This is a genomic window from Streptomyces fragilis (assembly GCF_003112515.1).
GTDB classification, from domain to species: domain Bacteria; phylum Actinomycetota; class Actinomycetes; order Streptomycetales; family Streptomycetaceae; genus Streptomyces; species Streptomyces fragilis.
Genome location: NZ_BEVZ01000001.1, coordinates 39,269 through 60,185 on the forward strand (window position 1 = coordinate 39,269; position 20,917 = coordinate 60,185).

At 73.5% G+C, this 20,917-nt stretch carries 19 protein-coding genes; 8 read left to right on the plus strand and 11 right to left on the minus strand.

What is annotated here, in order from left to right; translation table 11 throughout:
- Positions 1 to 151 precede the first annotated feature (151 nt).
- On the plus strand, positions 152 to 1,495 hold the full coding sequence (locus Sfr03f_RS00155) for a UDP-glucose dehydrogenase family protein (RefSeq protein WP_108951595.1): 1,344 nt from the start codon (positions 152 to 154) through the stop codon (positions 1,493 to 1,495).
- A gap of 108 nt (positions 1,496 to 1,603) precedes the next feature.
- On the opposite strand, the gene Sfr03f_RS00160 is transcribed toward Sfr03f_RS00155, so the two are convergent.
- The 3 genes from Sfr03f_RS00160 to Sfr03f_RS00170 are packed head-to-tail and all read right to left on the minus strand — an operon-like array spanning position 1,604 to position 4,508.
- Complete coding sequence (locus Sfr03f_RS00160; RefSeq protein WP_108951596.1) at positions 1,604 to 2,794, minus strand: dipeptidase; 1,191 nt, start codon at positions 2,792 to 2,794, stop codon at positions 1,604 to 1,606.
- Positions 2,791 to 3,318, minus strand: a complete 528-nt coding sequence (gene purE / locus Sfr03f_RS00165) for a 5-(carboxyamino)imidazole ribonucleotide mutase (protein WP_108951597.1) — start codon at positions 3,316 to 3,318, stop codon at positions 2,791 to 2,793. The genes Sfr03f_RS00160 and purE overlap by 4 nt, the downstream gene beginning before the upstream one ends.
- Positions 3,315 to 4,508 carry a 5-(carboxyamino)imidazole ribonucleotide synthase gene (locus tag Sfr03f_RS00170; RefSeq protein WP_108951598.1) on the minus strand — a complete coding sequence of 398 codons (1,194 nt, stop codon included), beginning with the start codon at positions 4,506 to 4,508 and terminating at the stop codon, positions 3,315 to 3,317. The genes purE and Sfr03f_RS00170 overlap by 4 nt, the downstream gene beginning before the upstream one ends.
- Before the next feature lie 183 nt (positions 4,509 to 4,691).
- On the opposite strand from Sfr03f_RS00170, the gene Sfr03f_RS00175 reads away from it, so the two are divergent.
- On the plus strand, positions 4,692 to 5,210 hold the full coding sequence (locus Sfr03f_RS00175) for a GtrA family protein (RefSeq protein WP_108951599.1): 519 nt from the start codon (positions 4,692 to 4,694) through the stop codon (positions 5,208 to 5,210).
- A gap of 11 nt (positions 5,211 to 5,221) precedes the next feature.
- Here the strand turns inward: Sfr03f_RS00175 and Sfr03f_RS00180 are convergent, their stop codons facing one another.
- Both Sfr03f_RS00180 and Sfr03f_RS00185 read right to left on the minus strand, forming a co-directional pair.
- On the minus strand, positions 5,222 to 6,496 hold the full coding sequence (locus Sfr03f_RS00180; RefSeq protein WP_108951600.1) for a sensor histidine kinase: 1,275 nt from the start codon (positions 6,494 to 6,496) through the stop codon (positions 5,222 to 5,224).
- A 12-nt stretch (positions 6,497 to 6,508) separates the two neighbouring features.
- Positions 6,509 to 7,186 (minus strand): response regulator transcription factor, encoded by a 678-nt coding sequence (locus Sfr03f_RS00185; RefSeq protein ID WP_108951601.1) that lies wholly within the window; start codon positions 7,184 to 7,186, stop codon positions 6,509 to 6,511.
- Positions 7,187 to 7,696: 510 nt separating this feature from the next.
- On the opposite strand from Sfr03f_RS00185, the gene Sfr03f_RS00190 reads away from it, so the two are divergent.
- On the plus strand, positions 7,697 to 9,184 hold the full coding sequence (locus tag Sfr03f_RS00190) for a peptide MFS transporter (protein WP_108951602.1): 1,488 nt from the start codon (positions 7,697 to 7,699) through the stop codon (positions 9,182 to 9,184).
- Between the two features lie 223 nt (positions 9,185 to 9,407).
- Here the strand turns inward: Sfr03f_RS00190 and Sfr03f_RS00195 are convergent, their stop codons facing one another.
- Both Sfr03f_RS00195 and Sfr03f_RS00200 read right to left on the minus strand, forming a co-directional pair.
- Positions 9,408 to 9,962 carry an ATP-binding protein gene (locus Sfr03f_RS00195; protein WP_108951603.1) on the minus strand — a complete coding sequence of 185 codons (555 nt, stop codon included), beginning with the start codon at positions 9,960 to 9,962 and terminating at the stop codon, positions 9,408 to 9,410.
- Positions 9,963 to 10,214: 252 nt separating this feature from the next.
- Positions 10,215 to 10,598, minus strand: coding sequence for an STAS domain-containing protein (locus Sfr03f_RS00200; RefSeq protein WP_108951604.1), 384 nt, complete (start codon positions 10,596 to 10,598; stop codon positions 10,215 to 10,217).
- Positions 10,599 to 10,836: 238 nt separating this feature from the next.
- Between Sfr03f_RS00200 and Sfr03f_RS00205 the strand changes: the two genes are divergently transcribed.
- Complete coding sequence (locus Sfr03f_RS00205) at positions 10,837 to 11,874, plus strand: RNA polymerase sigma factor SigF (RefSeq protein ID WP_245967311.1); 1,038 nt, start codon at positions 10,837 to 10,839, stop codon at positions 11,872 to 11,874.
- A gap of 33 nt (positions 11,875 to 11,907) precedes the next feature.
- On the opposite strand, the gene hutI is transcribed toward Sfr03f_RS00205, so the two are convergent.
- Genes hutI through hutU form a run of 4 tightly spaced genes read right to left on the minus strand, consistent with a single transcriptional unit; the run spans position 11,908 to position 17,433 of the window.
- Positions 11,908 to 13,128 (minus strand): imidazolonepropionase, encoded by a 1,221-nt coding sequence (hutI, locus tag Sfr03f_RS00210; RefSeq protein WP_108951605.1) that lies wholly within the window; start codon positions 13,126 to 13,128, stop codon positions 11,908 to 11,910.
- Complete coding sequence (locus Sfr03f_RS00215) at positions 13,125 to 14,513, minus strand: formimidoylglutamate deiminase (protein ID WP_245967312.1); 1,389 nt, start codon at positions 14,511 to 14,513, stop codon at positions 13,125 to 13,127. The genes hutI and Sfr03f_RS00215 overlap by 4 nt, the downstream gene beginning before the upstream one ends.
- Positions 14,510 to 15,709 (minus strand): allantoate amidohydrolase, encoded by a 1,200-nt coding sequence (locus tag Sfr03f_RS00220; RefSeq protein WP_108951909.1) that lies wholly within the window; start codon positions 15,707 to 15,709, stop codon positions 14,510 to 14,512. The genes Sfr03f_RS00215 and Sfr03f_RS00220 overlap by 4 nt, the downstream gene beginning before the upstream one ends.
- 47 nt (positions 15,710 to 15,756) lie before the next feature.
- Positions 15,757 to 17,433: a urocanate hydratase gene (hutU, locus tag Sfr03f_RS00225; protein ID WP_108951606.1), complete on the minus strand. Its 1,677-nt coding sequence runs from the start codon at positions 17,431 to 17,433 to the stop codon at positions 15,757 to 15,759.
- Positions 17,434 to 17,814: 381 nt separating this feature from the next.
- On the opposite strand from hutU, the gene Sfr03f_RS00230 reads away from it, so the two are divergent.
- The 4 genes from Sfr03f_RS00230 to Sfr03f_RS00245 all read left to right on the plus strand — a co-directional run bounded on the left by Sfr03f_RS00230 (position 17,815) and on the right by Sfr03f_RS00245 (position 20,901).
- Positions 17,815 to 18,216 carry a hypothetical protein gene (locus Sfr03f_RS00230; protein ID WP_108951607.1) on the plus strand — a complete coding sequence of 134 codons (402 nt, stop codon included), beginning with the start codon at positions 17,815 to 17,817 and terminating at the stop codon, positions 18,214 to 18,216.
- 83 nt (positions 18,217 to 18,299) lie between these two features.
- Positions 18,300 to 19,931 carry a helix-turn-helix domain-containing protein gene (locus tag Sfr03f_RS31605; RefSeq protein WP_159105503.1) on the plus strand — a complete coding sequence of 544 codons (1,632 nt, stop codon included), beginning with the start codon at positions 18,300 to 18,302 and terminating at the stop codon, positions 19,929 to 19,931.
- A 44-nt stretch (positions 19,932 to 19,975) separates the two neighbouring features.
- Positions 19,976 to 20,512 carry a roadblock/LC7 domain-containing protein gene (locus tag Sfr03f_RS00240; protein WP_372514324.1) on the plus strand — a complete coding sequence of 179 codons (537 nt, stop codon included), beginning with the start codon at positions 19,976 to 19,978 and terminating at the stop codon, positions 20,510 to 20,512.
- A gap of 14 nt (positions 20,513 to 20,526) precedes the next feature.
- Positions 20,527 to 20,901, plus strand: coding sequence for a hypothetical protein (locus Sfr03f_RS00245; protein WP_108951610.1), 375 nt, complete (start codon positions 20,527 to 20,529; stop codon positions 20,899 to 20,901).
- The last annotated feature ends 16 nt before the right edge of the window (positions 20,902 to 20,917 follow it).

Here is a 20,917-nt window from a genome sequence, read left to right on the forward strand (position 1 = left end):
GCCGCGGCACCGTGAGGTTGACGACAGAGTTGACGGCGGAGGTGACGCGTTCCAGGGTCTTCCCATGAGGGAGCCCTCGCACCCCCGGTTATGCTCGGTCGGCGCGCAGCAGGCACGCGGACCCGCAAGGACGTCACCACCAGGAGCATCCATGGCCCTCAAGATCACCGTGATCGGCACCGGCTATCTCGGCGCCACACACGCCGCGGCCATGGCCGAGCTCGGCTTCGAGGTCCTCGGCCTGGACGTCGTCCCCGAGAAGATCGAGATGCTGCAGCGGGGCGAGGTCCCGATGTACGAGCCCGGTCTCGAGGACCTGCTGCGGCGGCACGTGGCCGGCATCGAGGGTTCCTCCGGGCGGCTGCGCTTCACGATGGACTTCGCGGAGGCCGGCGCCTTCGGCGACGTGCACTTCGTCTGCGTGAACACCCCGCAGCGGCATGGTGAGTACGCGGCGGACATGAGCTACGTGAACTCCGCGATCGCCTCGCTGGCCCCGCACCTGACCGGGCCCGCGCTGGTCGTCGGCAAGTCCACGGTGCCGGTGGGCACGGCGGACCGTCTCGCCGCCTACCTGGCCGAGCACGCGCCGGGCGGCGCGGACGTGGAGCTGGCGTGGAACCCGGAGTTCCTGCGCGAGGGCTTCGCGGTCGACGACACCCTGCACCCGGACCGGATCGTGGTCGGCGTGCGCGGCGGGCAGGCCGAGAAGCTGCTCCGCGAGGTGTACGCGACGCCGCTGTCCGAGGGGACGCCGTTCGTGGTGACGGACTTCCCCACCGCCGAACTGGTGAAGACCTCGGCGAACTCCTTCCTCGCCACCAAGATCTCCTTCATCAACGCGATGGCCGAGGTGTGCGAGGCGGCGGGCGGCGACGTCGCCAAGCTGGCCGAGGCGATCGGCTACGACGACCGGATCGGAAGGAAGTTCCTGCGGGCCGGCATCGGCTTCGGCGGCGGCTGCCTGCCCAAGGACATCCGGGCGTTCATGGCGCGCGCCGGCGAGCTGGGCGCGGACCAGGCGCTGACCTTCCTGCGGGAGATCGACTCCATCAACATGCGCCAGCGCGGCCGGATGGTGGAGCTGGCCCGGGAGGCGCTGGGCGGCGGGCCGTTCCTCGGCAAGCGGGTCGCGGTGCTCGGCGCCACGTTCAAGCCGGACTCCGACGACGTCCGGGACTCGCCGGCGCTGAACGTCGCGGGGCAGATCCACCTGCAGGGCGGCCAGGTCACCGTGTACGACCCCAAGGGCATGGACAACGCGCGGCGGGTCTTCCCGACGCTGGGCTACGCGGAGACGGCAGAGGACGCCGTGCGCGGGGCGGAGATAGTGCTCCACCTGACCGAGTGGCGCGAGTTCCGGGAGCTGGATCCCGAGAAGCTGGGCCAGGTCGCGGCGCGGCGGGTGCTGCTGGACGGCCGCAACGCGCTGGACCCCGAGCCGTGGCGCGCCGCCGGCTGGACCTACCGGGGCATGGGCCGCCCCGCCGCCTGACCCCCGGGGCCCAGGGCGGAAGTGCCCGTACACAACGGGTGAGCCCGGGGTGTCTGCTGGAGCAGCACACCCGGGGCTCACCTGTGGAGCACGGCCGGCCGGGGGCGGCTACGCGTCGACCGTGGTGATCGTCGCGTGGGAGGGTGCGGTGGTGGCGCGGAGATCGCGGGCCACCGCTTCCGCGTCGCGCAGGACGCGGACCGTGTTGCCCCAGGTCAGCTTGGCGAGGTCGTCGCGGGACCAGTTGCGGTCCAGGAGCTCGGCGACCAGGTTCGGGTAGCCGGCGACGTCGCGCAGGCCGTCCGGGGTGAACGCCGTGCCGTCGTAGTCGCCGCCGATGCCGATGTGGTCCACGCCGGCGACCTCACGCATGTGGTCGAGGTGGTCGGCGACCGTGGAGGCCGTGGCCCGCGGGCGCGGGTGGGCCTCCTCGAAGGCCTGGTGGACCTTCATCGCCTCCGGGGTGGTGTCCAGGTGGTGGAAGCCGTGCGCCCGCAGGTTCTCGTCCGCCTCGACCGTCCAGTCCACCGCGGCCTGCAGGACGAACTTCGGCACGAAGGTCGCCATGGCGACGCCGCCGTTGGCCGCCAGCCGCTCCAGCACGTCGTCCGGGACGTTGCGCGGGTGGTCGCAGACGGCGCGGGCGGAGGAGTGGGAGAAGATCACCGGCGCCGCGGAGGCGTCCAGCGCGTCCCGCATGGTCGACGCGGCCACGTGGGAGAGGTCGACCAGCATGCCCTCGCGGTTCATCTCCCGCACCACCAGCCGCCCGAAGGCGGTGAGCCCGCCGTGCCGCGGCTCGTCGGTGGCGGAGTCCGCCCAGTCGACGTTGCTGTTGTGGGTGAGGGTCATGTACCGCACGCCCAGCGCGTACAGCATCCGCAGCGCGCCCAGCGAGTTCTCGATGGAGTGGCCGCCCTCGGCGCCCATCAGCGAGGCGATGCGGCCCTCGGCGCGGGCCGCCTCCAGGTCGTCCGCGGTGGACGCGGCCCGCAGGTCGCCCGGGTACCGGTCGAGGAGCTGCCGCACGCAGTCGATCTGCTCCAGCGTCGCGGCGAGCGGGTACGGCTGCTCGTAGGGCACGTACACCGACCAGTACTGGGCGCCCACGCAGCCCTCGCGCAGCCGCGCCAGGTCGGTGTGCAGCGCGGCGCTCTGGTCGGTGGCGATGTCGCGGGCGCCGAGGTCGTAGCCGACCTGTTCGCGCAGCGCCCACGGCAGGTCGTTGTGGCCGTCGACGACCGGGAATTCCCGCAGCAGCTCGCGGGCCCGCGCCAGGGACTCCCGGGAGGCGCTCACCGGCCGTTCCCGGACCCGGCGCCCATGGCCTTGGCGCGGAGCCGGCGGCCCTTCTCGGTGGCCTGGTCGTTGAGCTCCTGCTGGAACTCGCGCATCCGCTCGAGCAGCGCCTCGTCGTGCGCGGCGAGGATCCGGGCGGCCAGCAGACCGGCGTTGCGGGCGCCGCCGACGGAGACCGTGGCGACGGGCACGCCGGCCGGCATCTGGACGATGGAGAGCAGCGAGTCCATGCCGTCCAGGTACTTCAGCGGCACCGGAACGCCGATGACCGGCAGCGGCGTCACCGAGGCGAGCATGCCCGGGAGGTGGGCGGCGCCGCCGGCGCCCGCGACGATCGCCTTGAGCCCGCGCTCCGCGGCCTGCTCGCCGTAGGCGACCATCTCGCGGGGCATCCGGTGGGCGGAGACGACGTCCACCTCGTAGGGGATCTCGAACTCGTCGAGGGCCTGGGCGGCGGCCTCCATCACGGGCCAGTCGGAGTCCGACCCCATGACGATGCCGACCAGCGGCGCTTCGCTGCTCATTCGGTGACGATTCCCCTCAGGTAGTGGGCCGCGTGCGTGGCGCGCTCCAGGACGTCGTCCAGGTCGGCGCCGTAGGTGTTGACGTGACCCACCTTGCGGCCGGGCTTCACGTCCTTGCCGTACATGTGGATCTTCAGCTGGGGGTCCCGCGCCATGCAGTGCAGGTACGCCGAGTACATGTCCGGGTAGTCGCCGCCGAGGACGTTGACCATCACCGTCCACGGCTGGCGGGGGCGCGGGTCGCCGAGCGGCAGGTCGAGGACGGCCCGCACGTGGTTGGCGAACTGCGAGGTGACCGCGCCGTCCATCGACCAGTGGCCGGAGTTGTGCGGGCGCATCGCCAGCTCGTTGACCAGGATGCGGCCGTCGCGGGTCTGGAACAGCTCGACCGCGAGGTGGCCGACGACGCCGAGCTCCTTGGCGATGGTGAGCGCCATCTCCGTGGCCTCGGCGGCGAGGGCGGCGTCGAGGTCGGGGGCGGGGGCGATCACGGTGTCGCAGACGCCCGCGACCTGGCGGGACTCGACCACCGGGTAGGCGACGGCCTGGCCGTGCGGGGAGCGCACCACGTTGGCGGCGAGCTCGCGGACGAAGTCGACCTTCTCCTCGGCCAGCACCTCGACGCCGGCCTTGAAGGGCTCGGTGATCGCCGGGTCGTCGGCGCCCTTGATCACCCAGACGCCCTTGCCGTCGTACCCGCCGCGCACGGTCTTCAGGACGACGGGGAAGCCGTCGCCCTCCCCGGAACCCCCGCCGGCGCCCCCGCCGGTGCGCTCGGCGGCGCCCTCGGCGGCGAACGCCGCCACGTCGGCCGGGCCGGCGACGATGCGGTGCCGGGGGCAGGCCACCCCGATCGCGGTCAGCCTGGCCCGCATCACGCCCTTGTCCTGGGCGTGCACCAGCGCGTCCGGGCCGGGGCGCACGGGGATGCCGTCGGCCTCCAGGGCCCGCAGGTGCTCGGTGGGCACGTGCTCGTGGTCGAAGGTGATGACATCGCAGCCGCGGGCGAAGTCGCGGAGGGTGTCCAGGTCGCGATAGTCGCCGATGACGACCTCGTTGACGACCTGGGCCGCGGAGTCCTGCGGGGTGTCACTGAGCAGCTTGAAACGGATGCCGAGCGGGATGCCTGCCTCGTGCGTCATACGCGCGAGCTGGCCGCCGCCGATCATGCCGACTACCGGGAACGTCACGCGTCAAGGGTATCGGGCGCGCGTTCCGGTTCCGCTTTCCGTCCCCGTGGGCGGAAACCGGTCAGCCGGGTACCACTTCTGCCCGACTTCCACACGCCCCACGTCGTTGCGCGCGCGAGGCCGGAGAGGCCGTGGTTAGCATGACTGAGTTGACGTCGATCACATGAACGGGGCTGGGCCGCGATGGGCAGAGAGCTTCCTCGCACCGCCGCGCCGGGCGGGTTCCGCCGCCGCCTGCGCGCCCTGTGGCGTGAAATCGTCAAGTTCGGCGCGGTCGGCGGGGCCGGCCTGCTGGTCAACTTCGCCGCGTTCAACGTGCTGCTGCACATGGGCGTGCGCCCCGGCCGGGCCGGGGTGGCGGCGACCGCGCTGGCCATCGCCTTCAACTACCTGGGCTTCCGCTACTTCACCTACCGTGACCGCGACCGCGGGCACCGCACGCGGGAGATGAGCCTGTTCCTGGCGTTCAGCGCGGTGGGCCTGGTCATCGAGAACGGTGTGCTCTTCCTGGCCACGTACGGGATGGGCTGGGACACCCCGCTGGAGAACAACGTCTTCAAGTTCGTGGGCGTCGGGGTGGCCACGCTGTTCCGCTTCTGGTCCTACCGGACCTGGGTCTTCCGGGCCCTGCCCGAGCCGCGGGAGCGCCCGTCACGGGTGCATCCGCAGGGGCGCACCACGGAACGGGTCGGGCGGCCTTAGCAGCCCGCGGCTCAGCGGACCGTCGGCCCCGAGGGCTTGGAGCTGGGGCGCCCGGGCTGCGGCCGGCTCAGGAAGAGGCCGAACACCGGCGGCTGCGCCTGCAGCATCTCCAGCCGCCCTCCGTCCGCCTCGGCGAGGTCGCGGGCGACGGCCAGGCCGATGCCGGTCGAGTTGTGCCCGCTGATCGTCCGCTCGAAGATCCGCGCGCCCAGGTCGGCCGGGATGCCCGGCCCCTCGTCGGTCACCTCGACGACCGCCTGGTTGCCCACCACGCGGGTGCGCAGGGCCACCGTCCCGCCACCGTGCATCAGCGAGTTCTCGATCAGCGCCGCCAGCACCTGCGCCACGGCGCCGGGCGTGCCCATCGCCTCCAAATGCCGTTTGCCGGAGGTGACGATGGCCCGGCCTGCGCTGCGGTAGGCGGGCCGCCACTCGGCGATCTGCTGCTGGATGACCTCGTCGATGTCGAAGGAGACCGCGGAGCCGGTGCGCGGGTCGCGCGAGTTGGTGAGCAGCCGCTGCACCACGTCGGTGAGCCGCTCGACCTGGGTGAGCGCGATGGAGGCCTCCTCCCGCGCGGTCTTCAGGTCGTCGGTGAGGGTGATCTCCTCCAGCCGCATGGAGAGCGCGGTGAGTGGCGTGCGCAGCTGGTGGGAGGCGTCGGCGGCCAGCCGGCGCTCGGCGGTCAGCATCCGGCCGATGCGCTCGGCGGAGCGGTCGAGCACGTCGCCGACCCGGTCCAGCTCGGGCACGCCGTACCGCTTGTTGCGGGGCCTGGGGTCGCCGGAGCCGAGACGCTCGGCGGTCTCGGCGAGGTCGGTGAGCGGGGAGGCGAGCCGGTTGGCCTGGCGCACGGCCAGCAGGATCGCGGCGACGACCGCGAGCAGCGCCACGCCTCCGATGATCAGCAGGGTGCGCCCGACCTCGCGGGTCACCGCGGAGCGGGGTTCCTCGACCCGGACCGTCTCGCCGCCCTCGCCGCGGGTGGTCGCGTGGATGACGTCGCCGGACGGCTTGTCGCCGACCTCGATCACCTGCCCGCCGGGGAGGGTGATCACCGCGTGCCGTCCGGCCTCGACCTGGTTCTCCAGGATGGCGGCGCTGACGTCCTCCTCCCCGAGGACCCGGGCGTCGACGATGCTCGCCAGCCGCACCGCCTCGGACTCGACCCGTTCCTGGGCGCTGGCGCTGATGGTGCGGGTCTCCACCAGGACCAGGGAGACGCCGAAGACGGTGATCACCACGAGGACCACGAGGAGGGTGGACTGGATGAGGCGGCGGCGCATGGGGGAAGGGTGTCAGCTCTTCTCGAAGCGGAAGCCCACGCCGCGCACGGTGGCGATGTAGCGAGGGTTCGCCGCATCGTCGCCGAGCTTCTTGCGGAGCCAGGAGATGTGCATGTCGAGGGTCTTGGTCGACGACCACCAGGTGGTGTCCCAGACCTCGCGCATCAGCTGGTCCCGGGTGACGACCCGGCCGGCGTCGCGGACCAGCACCCGCAGCAGGTCGAACTCCTTGGCGGTGAGCTGGAGCTCCTCCTCGCCCATCCAGGCGCGGTGCGACTCGACGTCGATCCGCACGCCGTGGATGGCGGGCGGCTGCTGCGGCTCGGCGGCGCCGCGCCGCAGCAGGGCCCGGACCCTGGCCAGCAGCTCGGCGAGCCGGAAGGGCTTGGTGACGTAGTCGTCGGCGCCCGCGTCGAGGCCGACGACGGTGTCCACCTCGTCCGCGCGCGCGGTCAGGATGAGGATGGGCACACCGAGGCCCTCGGCGCGGAGCCGGCGGGCGACCTCCAGGCCGTCCATGCCGGGCAGCCCCAGGTCGAGCACGACCAGGTCCACCCCGCCACGCATCCCGGCGTCGAGGGCGGTCGGGCCGTCCTCGCGCACCTCGACCTCGTAGCCCTCCCTGCGCAGGGCGCGGGCCAGCGGCTCAGAGATGGACGAGTCGTCCTCGGCGAGCAGTACACGGGTCATGGGGTGATGGTAGTCCCGCCCCCGTGATCACCGGAGCCCGCCTTCGCACCGCATTTCGAGGACGGCGGGCCCTTCCGGTGCTCGTTCCGCCGTCCTCGTTCCCCGCGCGCGACCGGCCGGGGTAAGAAGCTGTATCGGCCACGGATATCATGGGGGCGGACGAGACGGCAGAGGTGTGATCATCACCTCACATGCCCCCTATATGCCCATTGACACGCGTTCCTGCTGTCTAATGGCTCTGGCCTCATGGGCAGCCTCCGCGTATGCGCGTCGGATGCCGCACGTGGGTGCGGGCCGGTTCCCAAGCCGGCCCTGACAGTGACAGACCTGCGGCCGGGTCCCTCGCGTCGACGACGACGCCCGGGGCGTGGATCCCGGGGTCGTCCTCCCGCTCCCCACCCATGGAGCGTTCCTCCCCTCGGCGGGATCTGGGCGGACGACACCGGTGCCGGCCTCCCCCCACCGGGCGCGCACCCATCCCCTCGCGCGTCCCGACAGCAAGGAACGATCATGGCGTCCAGCCTGACGAAGTCCTCGGCCCCGGTGAACGGGCCCGACAAGACTTTCTTCGGCCACCCGCGCGGACTGGCCACCCTCTTCATGACCGAGATGTGGGAGCGCTTCTCCTACTACGGCATGCGCGCGCTGCTCCCGCTGTACCTGGTGGCGGAGGAGGGCCTGGCCCTCGGGGCCACCACGGCGGTGGCGATCTACTCCGTGTACGTCGCCACGGTCTACCTGCTCGCGATGCCGGGCGGCTGGTTCGGTGACCGCGTCTGGGGCGCCCGGAAGACCACCGCGGTCGCGGCCGGCATCATCATGACCGGTCACCTGCTGCTGGCGCTCCCGCTGAACGCCATCTTCTACGTCGGCCTGCTCTTCGTGGCCGTCGGCTCCGGTCTGCTGAAGGCCAACATCTCCACGATGGTCGGCCACCTCTACGACGGCCCGGACGACCCGCGCCGTGACGGTGGCTTCACCCTCTTCTACATGGGCATCAACATGGGTGCCTTCGCCGCTCCGCTGATCATCGGCACCATCGGCCAGACGGTCAGCTGGCACCTGGGCTTCGGCCTCGCCGCGGTGGGCATGGGCCTGGGTCTGCTGCAGTTCCTGCTCGGCACCCGTCACCTGGCCCCCGAGTCCAGCATCGTCCCCAAGCCGCTGTCGCCTCTCGAGCGGGCCGCCACGCTGCGCAAGGCCATGGTCTGGCTGCTCGTCGCCGTCGTCTTCTACGGCATCGTCACGCTGACCGGCTCCTTCACGCTGAAGTGGGCCACCGTTCCGCTGCTGGTCCTCGGCCTGGTCGTGCCGGTCTCGGTCCTGGTCCGCATCAAGCGGGACAAGGAGCTGACGGCCACCGAGCAGTCGAAGGTCTCCGGCTACGTCTGGTTCTTCGTCGCCGCCGCCATCTTCTGGATGATCTACGACCAGGGCGGCTCGACGCTGTCGCTCTTCGCGGACGAGCACGTCGACAACCAGGTCTTCGGCTGGGAGTTCCCGGTCTCCTGGTTCCAGTCGGTCAACCCCGTCCTGATCATGGCGCTGGCCCCGGTCTTCGCCACGATCTGGCTCTCCCTGGCCCGCAAGGACAAGGAGCCCAGCACCATCGCGAAGTTCGCGGGCGGTCTGGCCCTGGTCGGCATCTCCTTCTTCGTCTTCATGCTGCCGCTGGTGGCCTCGGGCGACGGCAAGGTCTCGCCGTGGTGGCTGGTGCTCATCTACTTCTGCCAGACCGTGGGTGAGCTGATGCTCTCGCCGGTCGGCCTGTCGGTCACCACCAAGATGGCGCCGGCGAAGTACGCCTCGCAGATGATGGGCGTCTGGTTCCTGGCCGTCACCGCGGGCGACGCGGTGACCGGGCTGGTCGCCGAGGCGGGGGTGAACCTGGACCGGACCGGGTTCGTGGCCCTCGAGGCGGCGCTGGCGGTGCTGGCCGGGTTCGCGGTCTACATGTACCGGGGCAAGGTCAAGCAGCTCATGGGCGACGTCCGCTGACGTCCCCCGACCCCGAAGGGGCCCTCCCGTACCCACGGGAGGGCCCCTTCGCGTTGTCCGGCTCGCTCCGGGGCACGTGACCCCCTCCGGGCGAGGTGGGGAGACGACGACGCCGCAGCGCGGGGGCGGTGGCCGGCGCGCTGCGGCGTGGGTGCCCAGGAGGGCCTGGAGGCACCGTGGGGTGGTGCGGCGCGGGAGCGGGTCCGCGCGCCGCGGACAGGTCCTAGGCGGTGGGGCGGGCGAGGTCGGCCCAGACGGTCTTGCCGGGGAGCTCGGGGGCCGCGGCGACCCCCCAGTCCATCGACAGCCGCTGGACTATGAACATGCCGTGGCCGCCGGGCCGCCCCGCCTGGTGCGGCGTGCGCGGCGTCGGCTGTCCCTCGCCCCGGTCGGTGACCGCGATGCGGATCGCCTTGCCGTCGAAGGTGAGCGTCAGCGACTCCGGCTCCTCCGCGTGCAGGCACGCGTTGGTGACCAGCTCGGACACGATCAGCAGCACGTCCTCGGCCGCCGCGCGTCCGTCGTCCGTGGACGACGGCAACCAGCCCCACGCGTACAGGGCCTGTCGCGTGAAGTCGCGGGAGAGGGGAACGACGCCGCTTTCCCCCGCCAGATTCAGTTGCCGTACCTCCGGCGCCACCGGCGCGCCTCCGTTCGAAGCCCCCGTCCCCTGTTCCAGGGCGGGAGACGTCCCGTCCACCGTCGTGGCGGGCGGAGCGGTGGAAGCGCCGGGCTGCGGGCCGCGGTCGCCCGGCGGATAGGGCCGGGTGGTGCTCATCAGCGCTTCACCTCACCGATTCACCGATACACGAGTGGACCTCGGGGTCTTCGGGGCGTCGGAAACGGTTCGGGCCGTCGGCCCGGCCCCGTCGAAGGCGCCCCCTGTCCTCAGCATTCTCCTGCCCGCCCCGGACGTCGGAACACTCACCGATTCGCCCCGTTTCGCCCTATCCGCCATCTTTCACCGATTCAGCACAAGATGTCACGAATGACCGCGCATCGCGTCGCCCTCCGTGACGTCCGTCACCGATCAGCCGGTTCCCGTGCCTTCCGCGAGCGCGCCCTCCACCGTGTCGTGCACGGAGAAGACCGTGTCCGCGCCGGTGATCTCGAAGACGCGCGCCACCGCGGGCCGCATCGCCACCAGGTGGATACCGCCGCCGACCTCTTCCGCCTTCAGGCGGGCGCCGAGCAGCACGTTCAGCCCAGTGGAGTCACAGAACTCCAGCTGGGAGCAGTCCACCACGAGCCGGGTGCGCCCCTTCGCCAGGTTGCGCTCCAACGGCTCGCGGAGGAGTTCGGCGGTGTGGTGGTCGAGTTCGCCCGCCGGGATCACGACGGCACTGGCTCCCTCTTCCCGTACCTCCACCAGAAGCCGGCCCGACTGCGCGCTGCCGACCGTCCCGTGGTCCATTGCCGTCTCTCTCTCGACGTCCGATCTGCTGATACCGCCTCCGAACCCTACGCCCTCTGCGCAGAATTCGGCAGTCGAACAATCATAAGAATTGGGACATACGCGTACAGAGCGTACTTGCGGTCTTGTTGCTCGAGCGGGTAGGGCTGATGAGAACACATCCGATCCGGCCGGCTTTGGAGGCGCCGCACACCGCAGAGGCGCACGTACTGGCATCGGCAGCCATATGCCGAGAACGATGGAGGACTTCATGTCACCCCGGCTCGACGCATCGCATACCCCCACAGCGACGTCGGCAATCCCGCCTCATTCGCACGAGGAGAGCACGTCCCCCACGGTGGACGCGACGCTCCCCGCCCAGACCCTTCCCCACCTCCCCCACCAGCGGACCGCGACCGTGCTCGAAGCCGGTCCCGACCCCGCGCCGCACGGCCCCGCCGGCACCGCTCCCCCCGCGGATCCCGCCGGGCTGCTGGACGGCCTCCCCGAGATCCCGCACTACTCGGGAGTGCGCGCGGCCGACGCCCGCGCCCTCTCCAAGGCCCTGTTCGCGCGGCTGGAGTCGCTCGAGGAGGGGACCGCGGAGCACAGCTACGTACGCAACACGCTGGTCGAGCTGAACCTGGCCCTGGTGAAGTTCGCCGCTTCCCGCTTCGGCTCCCGCAGCGAGCCGATGGACGACATCATCCAGGTCGCGACCATCGGCCTCATCAAGGCGATCGACCGGTTCGAACTGAGCCGCGGTGTGGAGTTCCCCACATTCGCCATGCCGACCATCATCGGCGAGATCAAGCGCTTCTTCCGCGACACCTCCTGGTCCGTGCGCGTCCCGCGCCGGCTGCAGGAGCTGCGGCTGGACCTCGCCAGGGCCACCGACGAGCTGCAGCAGCGGCTCGACCGCGCGCCGACCGTCGGCGAGCTGGCCGAGCACCTGGGGATCTCCCGCGAGGAGGTGCTGGAGGGCATGGTCGCCTCCAACGCCTACACGGCCTCCTCGCTGGACGCACAGCCCGAGGAGGACGACTCGGAGGGCGCCCTGGCCGACCGCATCGGCTACGAGGACGACGATCTGGAGGGCGTCGAGTACATCGAGTCGCTCAAGCCCCTGATCGCCGGGCTCCCGGCCCGGGAGCGGAAGATCCTCTCGTTGCGGTTCACGGCCGGCATGACCCAGTCCGAGATCGGTGAGGAGCTCGGCATCTCCCAGATGCACGTCTCCCGGCTGCTGTCCCGGACGCTCGTCAAGCTGCGTGCGGGCCTCACCGGCGAGGAGTAGCCCGACCGCCGGGTGTGGGGAGCCTCGGGGGCCTCATACCTCGCGGACGCCGCCCCGCCACACCCCCGCCACCAGGGGGACGCCCGGCCGGTAGGCCAGGTGCACGTGGCTGGGCGCGTCGAGCAGCAGCAGGTCCGCGCGGGCGCCGGGCGTGATCCGTCCGACGTCCGCGCGGCGCAGCGCCGCCGCGCCGCCCGCGGTGGCCGCCCACACCGCCTCGTCGGGGGTCATGCCCATGTCCCGCACGGCGAGCGCGACGCAGAACCCCATGGACGAGGTGTACGACGATCCGGGGTTGCAGTCCGTCGACAGGGCGACGGTCACCCCGGCGTCGAGCAGCCGCCGCGCGTCGGGCCACTCGGCCCGGGTGGAGAACTCCGCCCCGGGCAGCAGGGTGGCCACGGTCCGCCCGCCGGAGCTCGCCAGCGCGTCCACGTCGGCGTCGCTCAGGTGGGTGCAGTGGTCGGCGCTGGCCGCGTCCAGCTCGACCGCCAGCCGGACGCCCGGGCCGTGCCCCAGCTGGTTGGCGTGCACGCGCGGCACCAGGCCGCGCTCCCGGCCCGCGGTGAGGATCGCGCGGGCCTGGTCGCCGTCGAAGGCGCCGCGCTCGCAGAACACGTCGACCCAGCGGGCGTGCGGGGCGCACGCGTCCAGCATTCCGCCGGTGACCAGCTCCACGTAGGCCGCCGGGTCGTCGGCGTGCTCGGGGGCCACGATGTGCGCGCCGAGGTAGGTGACCTCCCGCGTGTGCCGGGCGGCGATCCGCAGCGAGCGGGCCTCGTCCTCGACGGTCAGCCCGTACCCCGACTTGGTCTCCACGGTGGTGGTGCCCTGCCGCAGCGCCTCCGTCAGGTGCCGCACCAGGTTGGCCTCCAGCTCGGCGTCGGTGGCCGCGCGGGTGGCCGCGACCGTGGTCCGGATGCCGCCCGCGGTGTAGGGCCGGCCGGACATGCGCGCGTTGAACTCCTCGGTGCGGTCACCGGCGAAGACCAGGTGCGTGTGGGAGTCCACGAATCCCGGCAGCATCGCGCGTCCCCCGGCGTCGACCCGGTTGTCGGTGGCGGGTGCTTTCCTGGACATACCGGTCCACACGACGCGGTCGCCCTCCGTCACGACGGCCGCGTCCCGGACCACGCCGAGCGGTGAGCCGTCCGGGGAGGAGCCGAGGGAGGGGTCGTTGGTGACCAGGTGGCCGATGTTGTCGATCAGGGTGCTGCTCGCGGTGCCGGCGGGGGTGCCGGGAAGGGTGCTCATGCTCGTCCTGTGCGCAGGTGGGCGACGGCCGTCGCCAGTTCTCGGGCGGGTTCGGGGACCAGGGTGTGCGCCCCGTCGCGGACCACGTGGCGGCCCGCGCACACGGTGTGGCGCACGTCCGCGGCCGTCGCGGCGAATACCGCGGTCTCCGCGCCCCGCTCGGGCGGCGGGCCCGCGGTCCTGACGGTGTCCAGGGCGACGGTCGTCCAGTCGGCCGGCGCGCCCGGCGCGAGCGTGCCCGCCTCCGGGCGGCCGAGGGCGGCGTGGCCGTCGGCCCCGGCGGCGCGCAGCAGCGCCCCGGCGCCCCAGTGGCCGCGCACCCGGGTCCGCAGCCGCTCGTTCAGCTCCAGGGCGCGTGCCTCCTCGAACAGGTCGATGACGGCGTGGCTGTCGGAGCCGAGGCTGAGCGGCGATCCGGCCCGCTGGAGGGCGGGTGCCGGTCCGATGCCGTCGGCGAGGTCGCGTTCGGTGGTGGGGCACATGCAGGTACCGGTACCCGATCCGCCGATCAGGGCGATGTCCTCGTCGGTGAGGTGGGTGTTGTGCACGCCGGTGGTGCGCGGGCCCAGGACGCCGTGGTCGGCGAGCAGCCCGGCCGGGGTGCGGCCGTGGGCGGCCAGGCACGCCTCGTTCTCCGCGGGCTGCTCGGAGAGGTGGACGTGCAGCGGCGCGCCGCGCTCCTCGGCCCAGCGGGCGACCTGGGCCAGCTGGCCTGCCGGGACGGCGCGGACGGAGTGGATCGCCGCGCCGAGGGTGACGTGGTCGCGTTCCTTCAGCAGCGAGGCGCGGGCGGCCCAGGCCTCGGCGTCGCCGTCACTGAAGCGCAGCTGCGCCCCGGTGGGGGGTTCGCCGAAGCCGGCGGACAGGTAGGCGGTGTCCAGCAGGGTGATCCGCACGCCGGCCTGGGCGGCGGCCTCGATGAGCGCCTCGCCCATGGCGTTCGGATCGTCGTAGCGGGCCCCGCCGGGTGCGTGGTGCAGGTAGTGGAACTCGCCGACGGCGGTGACGCCGGCCAGTGCCATCTCGGCGTAGACGGCGCGGGCGAGGGCCAGGTAGGAGTCCGGGTCGAGCCGTCCGGCGACCTGGTACATCACCTCGCGCCAGGTCCAGAAGGTGCCGCGGTCGGCGTGGACGACGCCGCGCAGCGCCCGGTGGAAGGCGTGCGAGTGGGTGTTGGCCAGGCCGGGCAGGGTGAGGCCGCGCAGCGGCTCCGCCCCGGGCGGCGGCGCCGCGACGTCCTCGGTGAGCGCGGCGACGCGGCCGTCCGGGCCGGTTTCCACCAGGACGCCGTCGCGCACGGGGCCGTCCGCGGTGAGCAGGGCGTGCTCCAGCCAGTAGGCGGTGGTGCGGCCGGAGCCGGGGCGGGCGGTGTTCGGGGGCGTCACGCGCTTGCCAGTCCTTTCAGGGCGTCGGCGAGGGCGCGCACCCCCGCGACGCAGTCGTCCTCGGTGGCCCGCTCGGCCGGGGAGTGGGAGACGCCGGTGGGGTTGCGCACGAACAGCATGGCGGTGGGGATGCTCCCGGCGAGGATCCCGGCGTCGTGTCCGGCGCCGGTGCCCAGCACGGGGGCGGGCCCGCGCTCGCCGCCGAGCAGGGCGGCGAGGCGGTCGCGCAGCGCGTGGTCGAAGCGGGTCTCGCCGGTGAACGACTCGCGGGCCACCTCCAGCCGGACGCCGTGCTCCTCGGCGGCGGCGCGGGCGGCCCGCTCCACGGCACCGACCACGTCGTCCAGGGCGTCCTGCGCGGCGGCGCGGGAGTCCAGCCAGCCGCGCACCAGGGAGGGCACGGCGTTCACCCCGTTGGGGTCGACGGCGACCTTGCCGAAGGTCGCGACGGCGCCCGCGCGCACCGCCTCGCGGCGGGCGGCGAGGACGGTCTCGGCGTAGGGCAGCATCGGGTCGCGGCGGTCGGCGAGGCGGGTGGTTCCGGCGTGATTGGCCTCGCCGTGGAAGTCGAACCGCCAGCGGCCGTGCGGCCAGACGGCGCTCGCCACGCCCACCGGGTCGCCGGTCAGGTCCAGGGCGCGCCCCTGCTCGATGTGCAGTTCCACGAACGCGCCGACGCGGCCGAGGCGTTCGGGGTCCGCGCCGATGGCGTCCGGGTCGTGCCCGGCGGCCTCCATGGCGCGGGGCAGGGTGACGCCGTCGGCGTCGGTGAGCCGGTGCGCCTGTTCGCGGGTGAGCAGCCCGGCGGTGAGGCGGGAGCCGACGCAGGCCAGGCCGAACCGGGCGCCCTCCTCGTCGCCGAAGTTGACCACCGCGAGGGGGCGGCCGAAGCGGGTGCCCCTGGCGCGCAGTTCGTCGAGCGCGGCGAAGGCGGACACCACGCCCAGCGGGCCGTCGAAGGCGCCGCCGTCCGGCACGGAGTCCAGGTGGGATCCGGTCACCACGGCGTCGCCGGCCGACGGGTCGCCCAGCCACGCCCACTGGTTGCCGTTGCGGTCGGTCTCCACGGACAGGCCGCGGGCCTCGGCCTGTTCACGGAACCAGGCCCGGCAGTCGCCGTCGGCCGCCGTCCAGGCGAACCGGCGGTACCCGCCGCAGGAGCGGTCCCGGCCGATGCCGGCCAGGTCCCGCCACATCTCGTGGAACGACGCGCCCTTGGGAGCGGCGGGCTCCTCCGGCACGCTCACGCGCCCTCGCCCCCGCCTTCGCCCTCGCGCATGGGGACGCGGACCCCGCGCTCGCCGGCCACCGTCTCGGCGATGTCGTAGCCGGCGTCGACGTGGCGGATGACGCCCATGCCGGGGTCGTTGGTGAGGACCCGGCGGATCTTCTCCCCGGCCAGCGGCGTTCCGTCGGCGACGGTGACCTGGCCGGCGTGGATCGAGCGGCCCATGCCGACGCCGCCGCCGTGGTGCAGCGACACCCAGGACGCGCCGGAGGCCACGTTGACCATGGCGTTGAGCAGCGGCCAGTCGGCGATGGCGTCGGAGCCGTCGAGCATCGCCTCGGTCTCCCGGTAGGGGGAGGCCACCGAGCCGCAGTCGAGGTGGTCGCGGCCGATGACCACCGGCGCCTTCAGCTCGCCGCTCGCCACCATGTCGTTGAACCGCTCGCCGGCCTTGTCGCGCTCGCCGTAGCCGAGCCAGCAGATGCGGGCGGGCAGGCCCTGGAACTTCACCCGCTCACCGGCCAGCTTGATCCAGCGGGCGAGCGACTCGTTCTCCGGGAACAGGTCGAGGACGGCGCGGTCGGTGGCCGCGATGTCCGCCGGGTCGCCGGAGAGGGCCGCCCAGCGGAAGGGGCCCTTGCCCTCGCAGAACAGCGGACGGATGTACGCGGGCACGAAGCCGGGGAAGGCGAACGCCCGGTCGTAGCCCGCGAGTTGCGCCTCGCCGCGAATGGAGTTGCCGTAGTCGAAGACCTCCGCGCCGGCGTCCTGGAAACCGACCATCGCCTCCACGTGGCGGGCCATCGACTCACGGGCGCGGGCGGTGAAGCCGGCCGGGTCCTTGGCCGCCGCGTCCGCCATCTCGTCGAACGCGACGCCGACGGGCAGGTAGCTCAGCGGGTCGTGGGCCGAGGTCTGGTCGGTGACGACGTCGACCGGCGCGCCCATGGCGAGCAGCTTCGGCAGCACCTCGGCGGCGTTGCCGAGCACCCCGATGGACAGCGGACGGCGGGCGTCGCGTGCCTCCACGGCCAGGTGCAGCGCGTGGTCGAGGGAGTCGGCGCGGACGTCGAGGTAACGGTGCTCGATGCGGCGCTCGATGGCGCGGGGGTCGCAGTCCACGCAGATCGCGACGCCCTCGTTCATGGTGACCGCGAGGGGCTGGGCGCCGCCCATGCCGCCGAGACCGGCGGTGAGGGTGATGGTGCCGGCCAGCGTGCCGCCGAAGCGCTTGGCGGCGACGGCGGCGAAGGTCTCGTAGGTGCCCTGCAGGATGCCCTGGGTGCCGATGTAGATCCACGAGCCGGCGGTCATCTGCCCGTACATGGTCAGGCCGAGGGCCTCCAGGCGGCGGAACTCCTCCCAGTTGGCCCAGTCGCCGACGAGGTTGGAGTTGGCGATCAGGACGCGGGGCGCCCATTCGTGGGTCTGCATCACGCCGACGGGGCGGCCGGACTGGACGAGCATCGTCTCGTCCTGCTTCAGCGTGCGGAGGGTGCGGACCATGGCGTCGAAGGAGCGCCAGTCGCGGGCGGCCTTGCCGGTGCCGCCGTAGACGACCAGGCGGTCGGGGTGCTCGGCGACCTCGGGGTCGAGGTTGTTCTGCAGCATCCGCAGGGCGGCTTCCTGCTGCCAGCCGGCGGTGGTGAGTTCGGTGCCGCGGGGGGAGCGGACGGGGCGGGGACCTGGCATGCCGGTGGCCTCCTGGGCGCGATTGCTTGACCTCTATTCACATCCTGTCCGCGTGAATAGCTCCAGTCAACAGCGCCGCCCCCCTCCCGCAAGGGCGTGTGTCCCGCGGAGCGAGCTGTCCGGTGCGGACGTGAGGCCCTGCGCCCAGCTGGGCCAAGGCGGCGCGACGGTGCGGCGGGGGCAGGGGGCGGCGCCCGTACGATCACCCGCGATCCCGGGCGGGAGGAATGGGGGCAAGGTGGGGCAACAGCGGGGCAGTTGACCCACGATAGTGGGGTTGTCGCATGTTCCGCTGCAAAATGCCAGAACGCTCACTCATCCCCACAGCCCCTGCGTAGCGTCTCCGTCGTTCAGCCGACCGCCAGGTGGAGGGGGCCGCGCGTGCCCGGGATCGACGAGTGTCTGCTGGAAGTCATGCGGTTGCCCGGGGCCAGGGGCGCCGCGCTGGTCGACTGGACCAGCGGACTGCCGCTCGGCACGGTCGGCGACCCACCCGGCGGCGAGGACCACGACACCGCCGCCGCGGAGGCCGCCGAACTCGCCCGCCTCGCCGCCGAGCACGGCGCCTTCACCCCCGACGAGGGGGCCGGCTGGGACAGCTCCGAGCCGCCGGTGGAGGACGTCATCATCAGCAACCGGGACAGCTACCACGTCCTGCGCTTCCTGCGGGCCACCTACGAGAGCAGCGTCTTCCTCCACCTGTGGCTGGACCGCGACGAGGGCAACCTCGCGCTGGCCCGGATCCGTCTGGGCGACCTGGCCGGGCGGCTGGTGCTCGGATGACGCCCGTGAACACGCCCCCGCCGAGACTCCCGGTCCGGGACCCCTCGTCCGCACGGCAGCGCCCCTGGGGCAGCGTCTCCCCGATGCTGAACCGCCTCGCCGCCGAGCACGCCACCGGCGTCCTGGTCCGCGAGCGCGGCACGCTCTACCTCTCCGGGGGCCGCGTGGTGCACGCCGAGAGCCCGGCCACTCCCGGCATCGACGTGCTGCTCACCGCCGGCGGCGCGGTGGACCCGGACGGATGGCAGCGGGCCGTCGAGGGCGCGGAGGCCGACCCGGAGCGGCCGGTGAGCCGCACGCTGATCTCGCAGGGCGTGCTCTCCCAGGGCCAGCTGGAGCTGTGCCACCTCGGCAGCCTCTTCGACGCCGCCTACTTCGCGCTCGCCCCGAGCAGCGCACCGGGGCACTTCCGCTACGGCGCCTGGCACTGGATGGGGGCCGTGCGGCCGGTGCCCGTCTCGGCGCTGGAGCGGGAGACGATGCGGCGGCGCTCGCTGCTGAACCGCATCTGGCCGGACCCGTCCACCGACACCGCCCCGCTCAGCCTGATACGGCCGGCGCGCACCGCCCAGGTCTGCGTGCGGCGGCAGGCGATCCTGGACCTGGTCGACGGCCGGCGGACGGCCACCGACATCGCGCGCGAGCTGGGCCGGCCCGCGTTCCACACGCTGGTGGACCTGCGCCGGCTGGCGGCGGCAGGGCTGGTCGCCGCCACCCACCGCCCGGCGCCTCCCGCGCCCGGGGCCACCGGCCCGGCGGCGGAGTCCGGTGCGGCACCCCTCCCCCTCCTTCCGTGGCCCGCGCCACCGGCCTCGCTCCCGCCCTTGTCCGGTGGCGGGTCCGGTCAGGACTCCGGGAGCGCGCCCGACGACGCCCCCGGGCAGACGCCCGAGACCACCCGGTCGGCCGTATCCGGGGCGGAGGCGCGGTACGGATCCGTCCCCGCCCAGCCCCACGGGGACCGGACCTCTCCGGACCGGCCCCACCCGGGCCAACCCCACCGAGAACCGGCCCAAGGTAACCAAGCCCACGCGGGGCAACGGTGCGCGCCACCGCCGCCGCCGTCCCCGGGGCAGTCGTACGCCGACGGGCTGCACGCCGGGCAGGCGCACCCCGAGCGGGCGCCGTACCCCCGGCAGGGCCTCGCCGGGCAGGTGCTGCCCGCGCCGTTCCTGGAGCAGCCCACCGCCCGGACCCGTCCGGACTCCGGACCGTCGGTGCGCCCGGCCCCGCTGGTACGCCCTGCCCCGCCGGTGCGCCCTGCCCCGCCGGTGCGCCCTGCCCCGCCGGTGCGCCCGGCCCCGCTGGTGCACCCGGCCCCGCTGGTGCCGCCCGTGCAGCCGCTGCCGCCGGCGGTGCCCCCGCGCCCGGTCCGTCCGCCGGACGACAGGGCGGGGCAGCCGGCCCGCAACCACCCCGACGTGGACACCCCGCTGCCGCGCCGCCCCTCCGGCGGCCGGCACCGTGCGGGCCAGGCCCCCGCCGTGACGGTCGCTCCGCCGACTCCGGCCGCCCCGACCCCCGAGACGGCGCCCGCGATTCCGGCCGTGCCCGCGGTACCGGCGGCGCCCCCGGTGCCGGCCGTGCCCGCCGCCCCGGCCCTCCCGCCGCAGCGGACTCCGGCGGCCGCCCCGGCGCCGATGCCGCCCACCCACTTCGCCGACCCCGACGTCACCCTGCTCCAGCGACTGCGGGCAGCCTTGGAGGCCCTGTGATCCGCGCGCTGAGGCACCGTGCCGGGAGGAAGCAGCTGCCGGCCGTGGAGACGGAGGTGCGCAGCGAACTGCGCCGCATCCGCTCGCGGATGTTCCAGCTGACCGGCGCCCTCGCCACCTCGGCCGACGGCACGGTGCTGGCCGAGGACTCCCCCGGCGTGGAGACGGAGGCGGCCGCGGCGCAGACCGCGGACGTGCTCGCCGCGGTCCTGCGGCTGGCCGACGTCACCGGACGCGGGACGCCGCGCGAACTGGTGGTGCGCGGCGGGTCCGGCTACCTGGCCACCTACGCGGCCGGCCGGTCCACCGTGCTCACCCTGCTCGCCGAGGACGGGGTGAACCTGGGCCGGCTGCACCTGGAGGGCCGCCGCTGCGCCGCCCGGATCGGCGAGCTCGTCGACGGGGGGACGGCTGCTCCGCCGGCCCCGGACCCCGCGCCCCTCTCCCCCACCACCGCACCCACCACCGCGGCCGTCGCGGCCCCCGGCGCCGTCGGCGCCACCGCGGCTCCCGCGTCCGTACCGCACCGGACGCACCCGCCCCGCACCGACGGGGCGAGCGCGCCCACCACCCACCGTTGAGAGGAAGCACCGCAATGGCCAGCACCGAGACCGCCCTGAAGGAAGCCCTGACGACCATCGAGGGCGCCACCGGCGTCGCGCTGGTGGACTACACCAGCGGCATGGCGCTCGGCACGCTCGGCGGCAGCAAGGACTTCGACCTGAACGTCGCCGCCGCCGGCAACACCGACGTGGTGCGCGCCAAGATGCGCACCATGGAGCACCTCGGGATCCAGTCCGAGATCGAGGACATCCTGATCACCCTCACCGACCAGTACCACCTGATCCGGCTGATCAAGGGCCGCAGCGGGAACGGGCTGTTCCTCTACCTGGCGCTGGACGCCGCCCGCTCCAACCTGGCGATGGCCCGCCACCAGCTGAAGCGCATCGAGGCGGACCTGGAGGTCTGACTCCCCGGCCGGGACC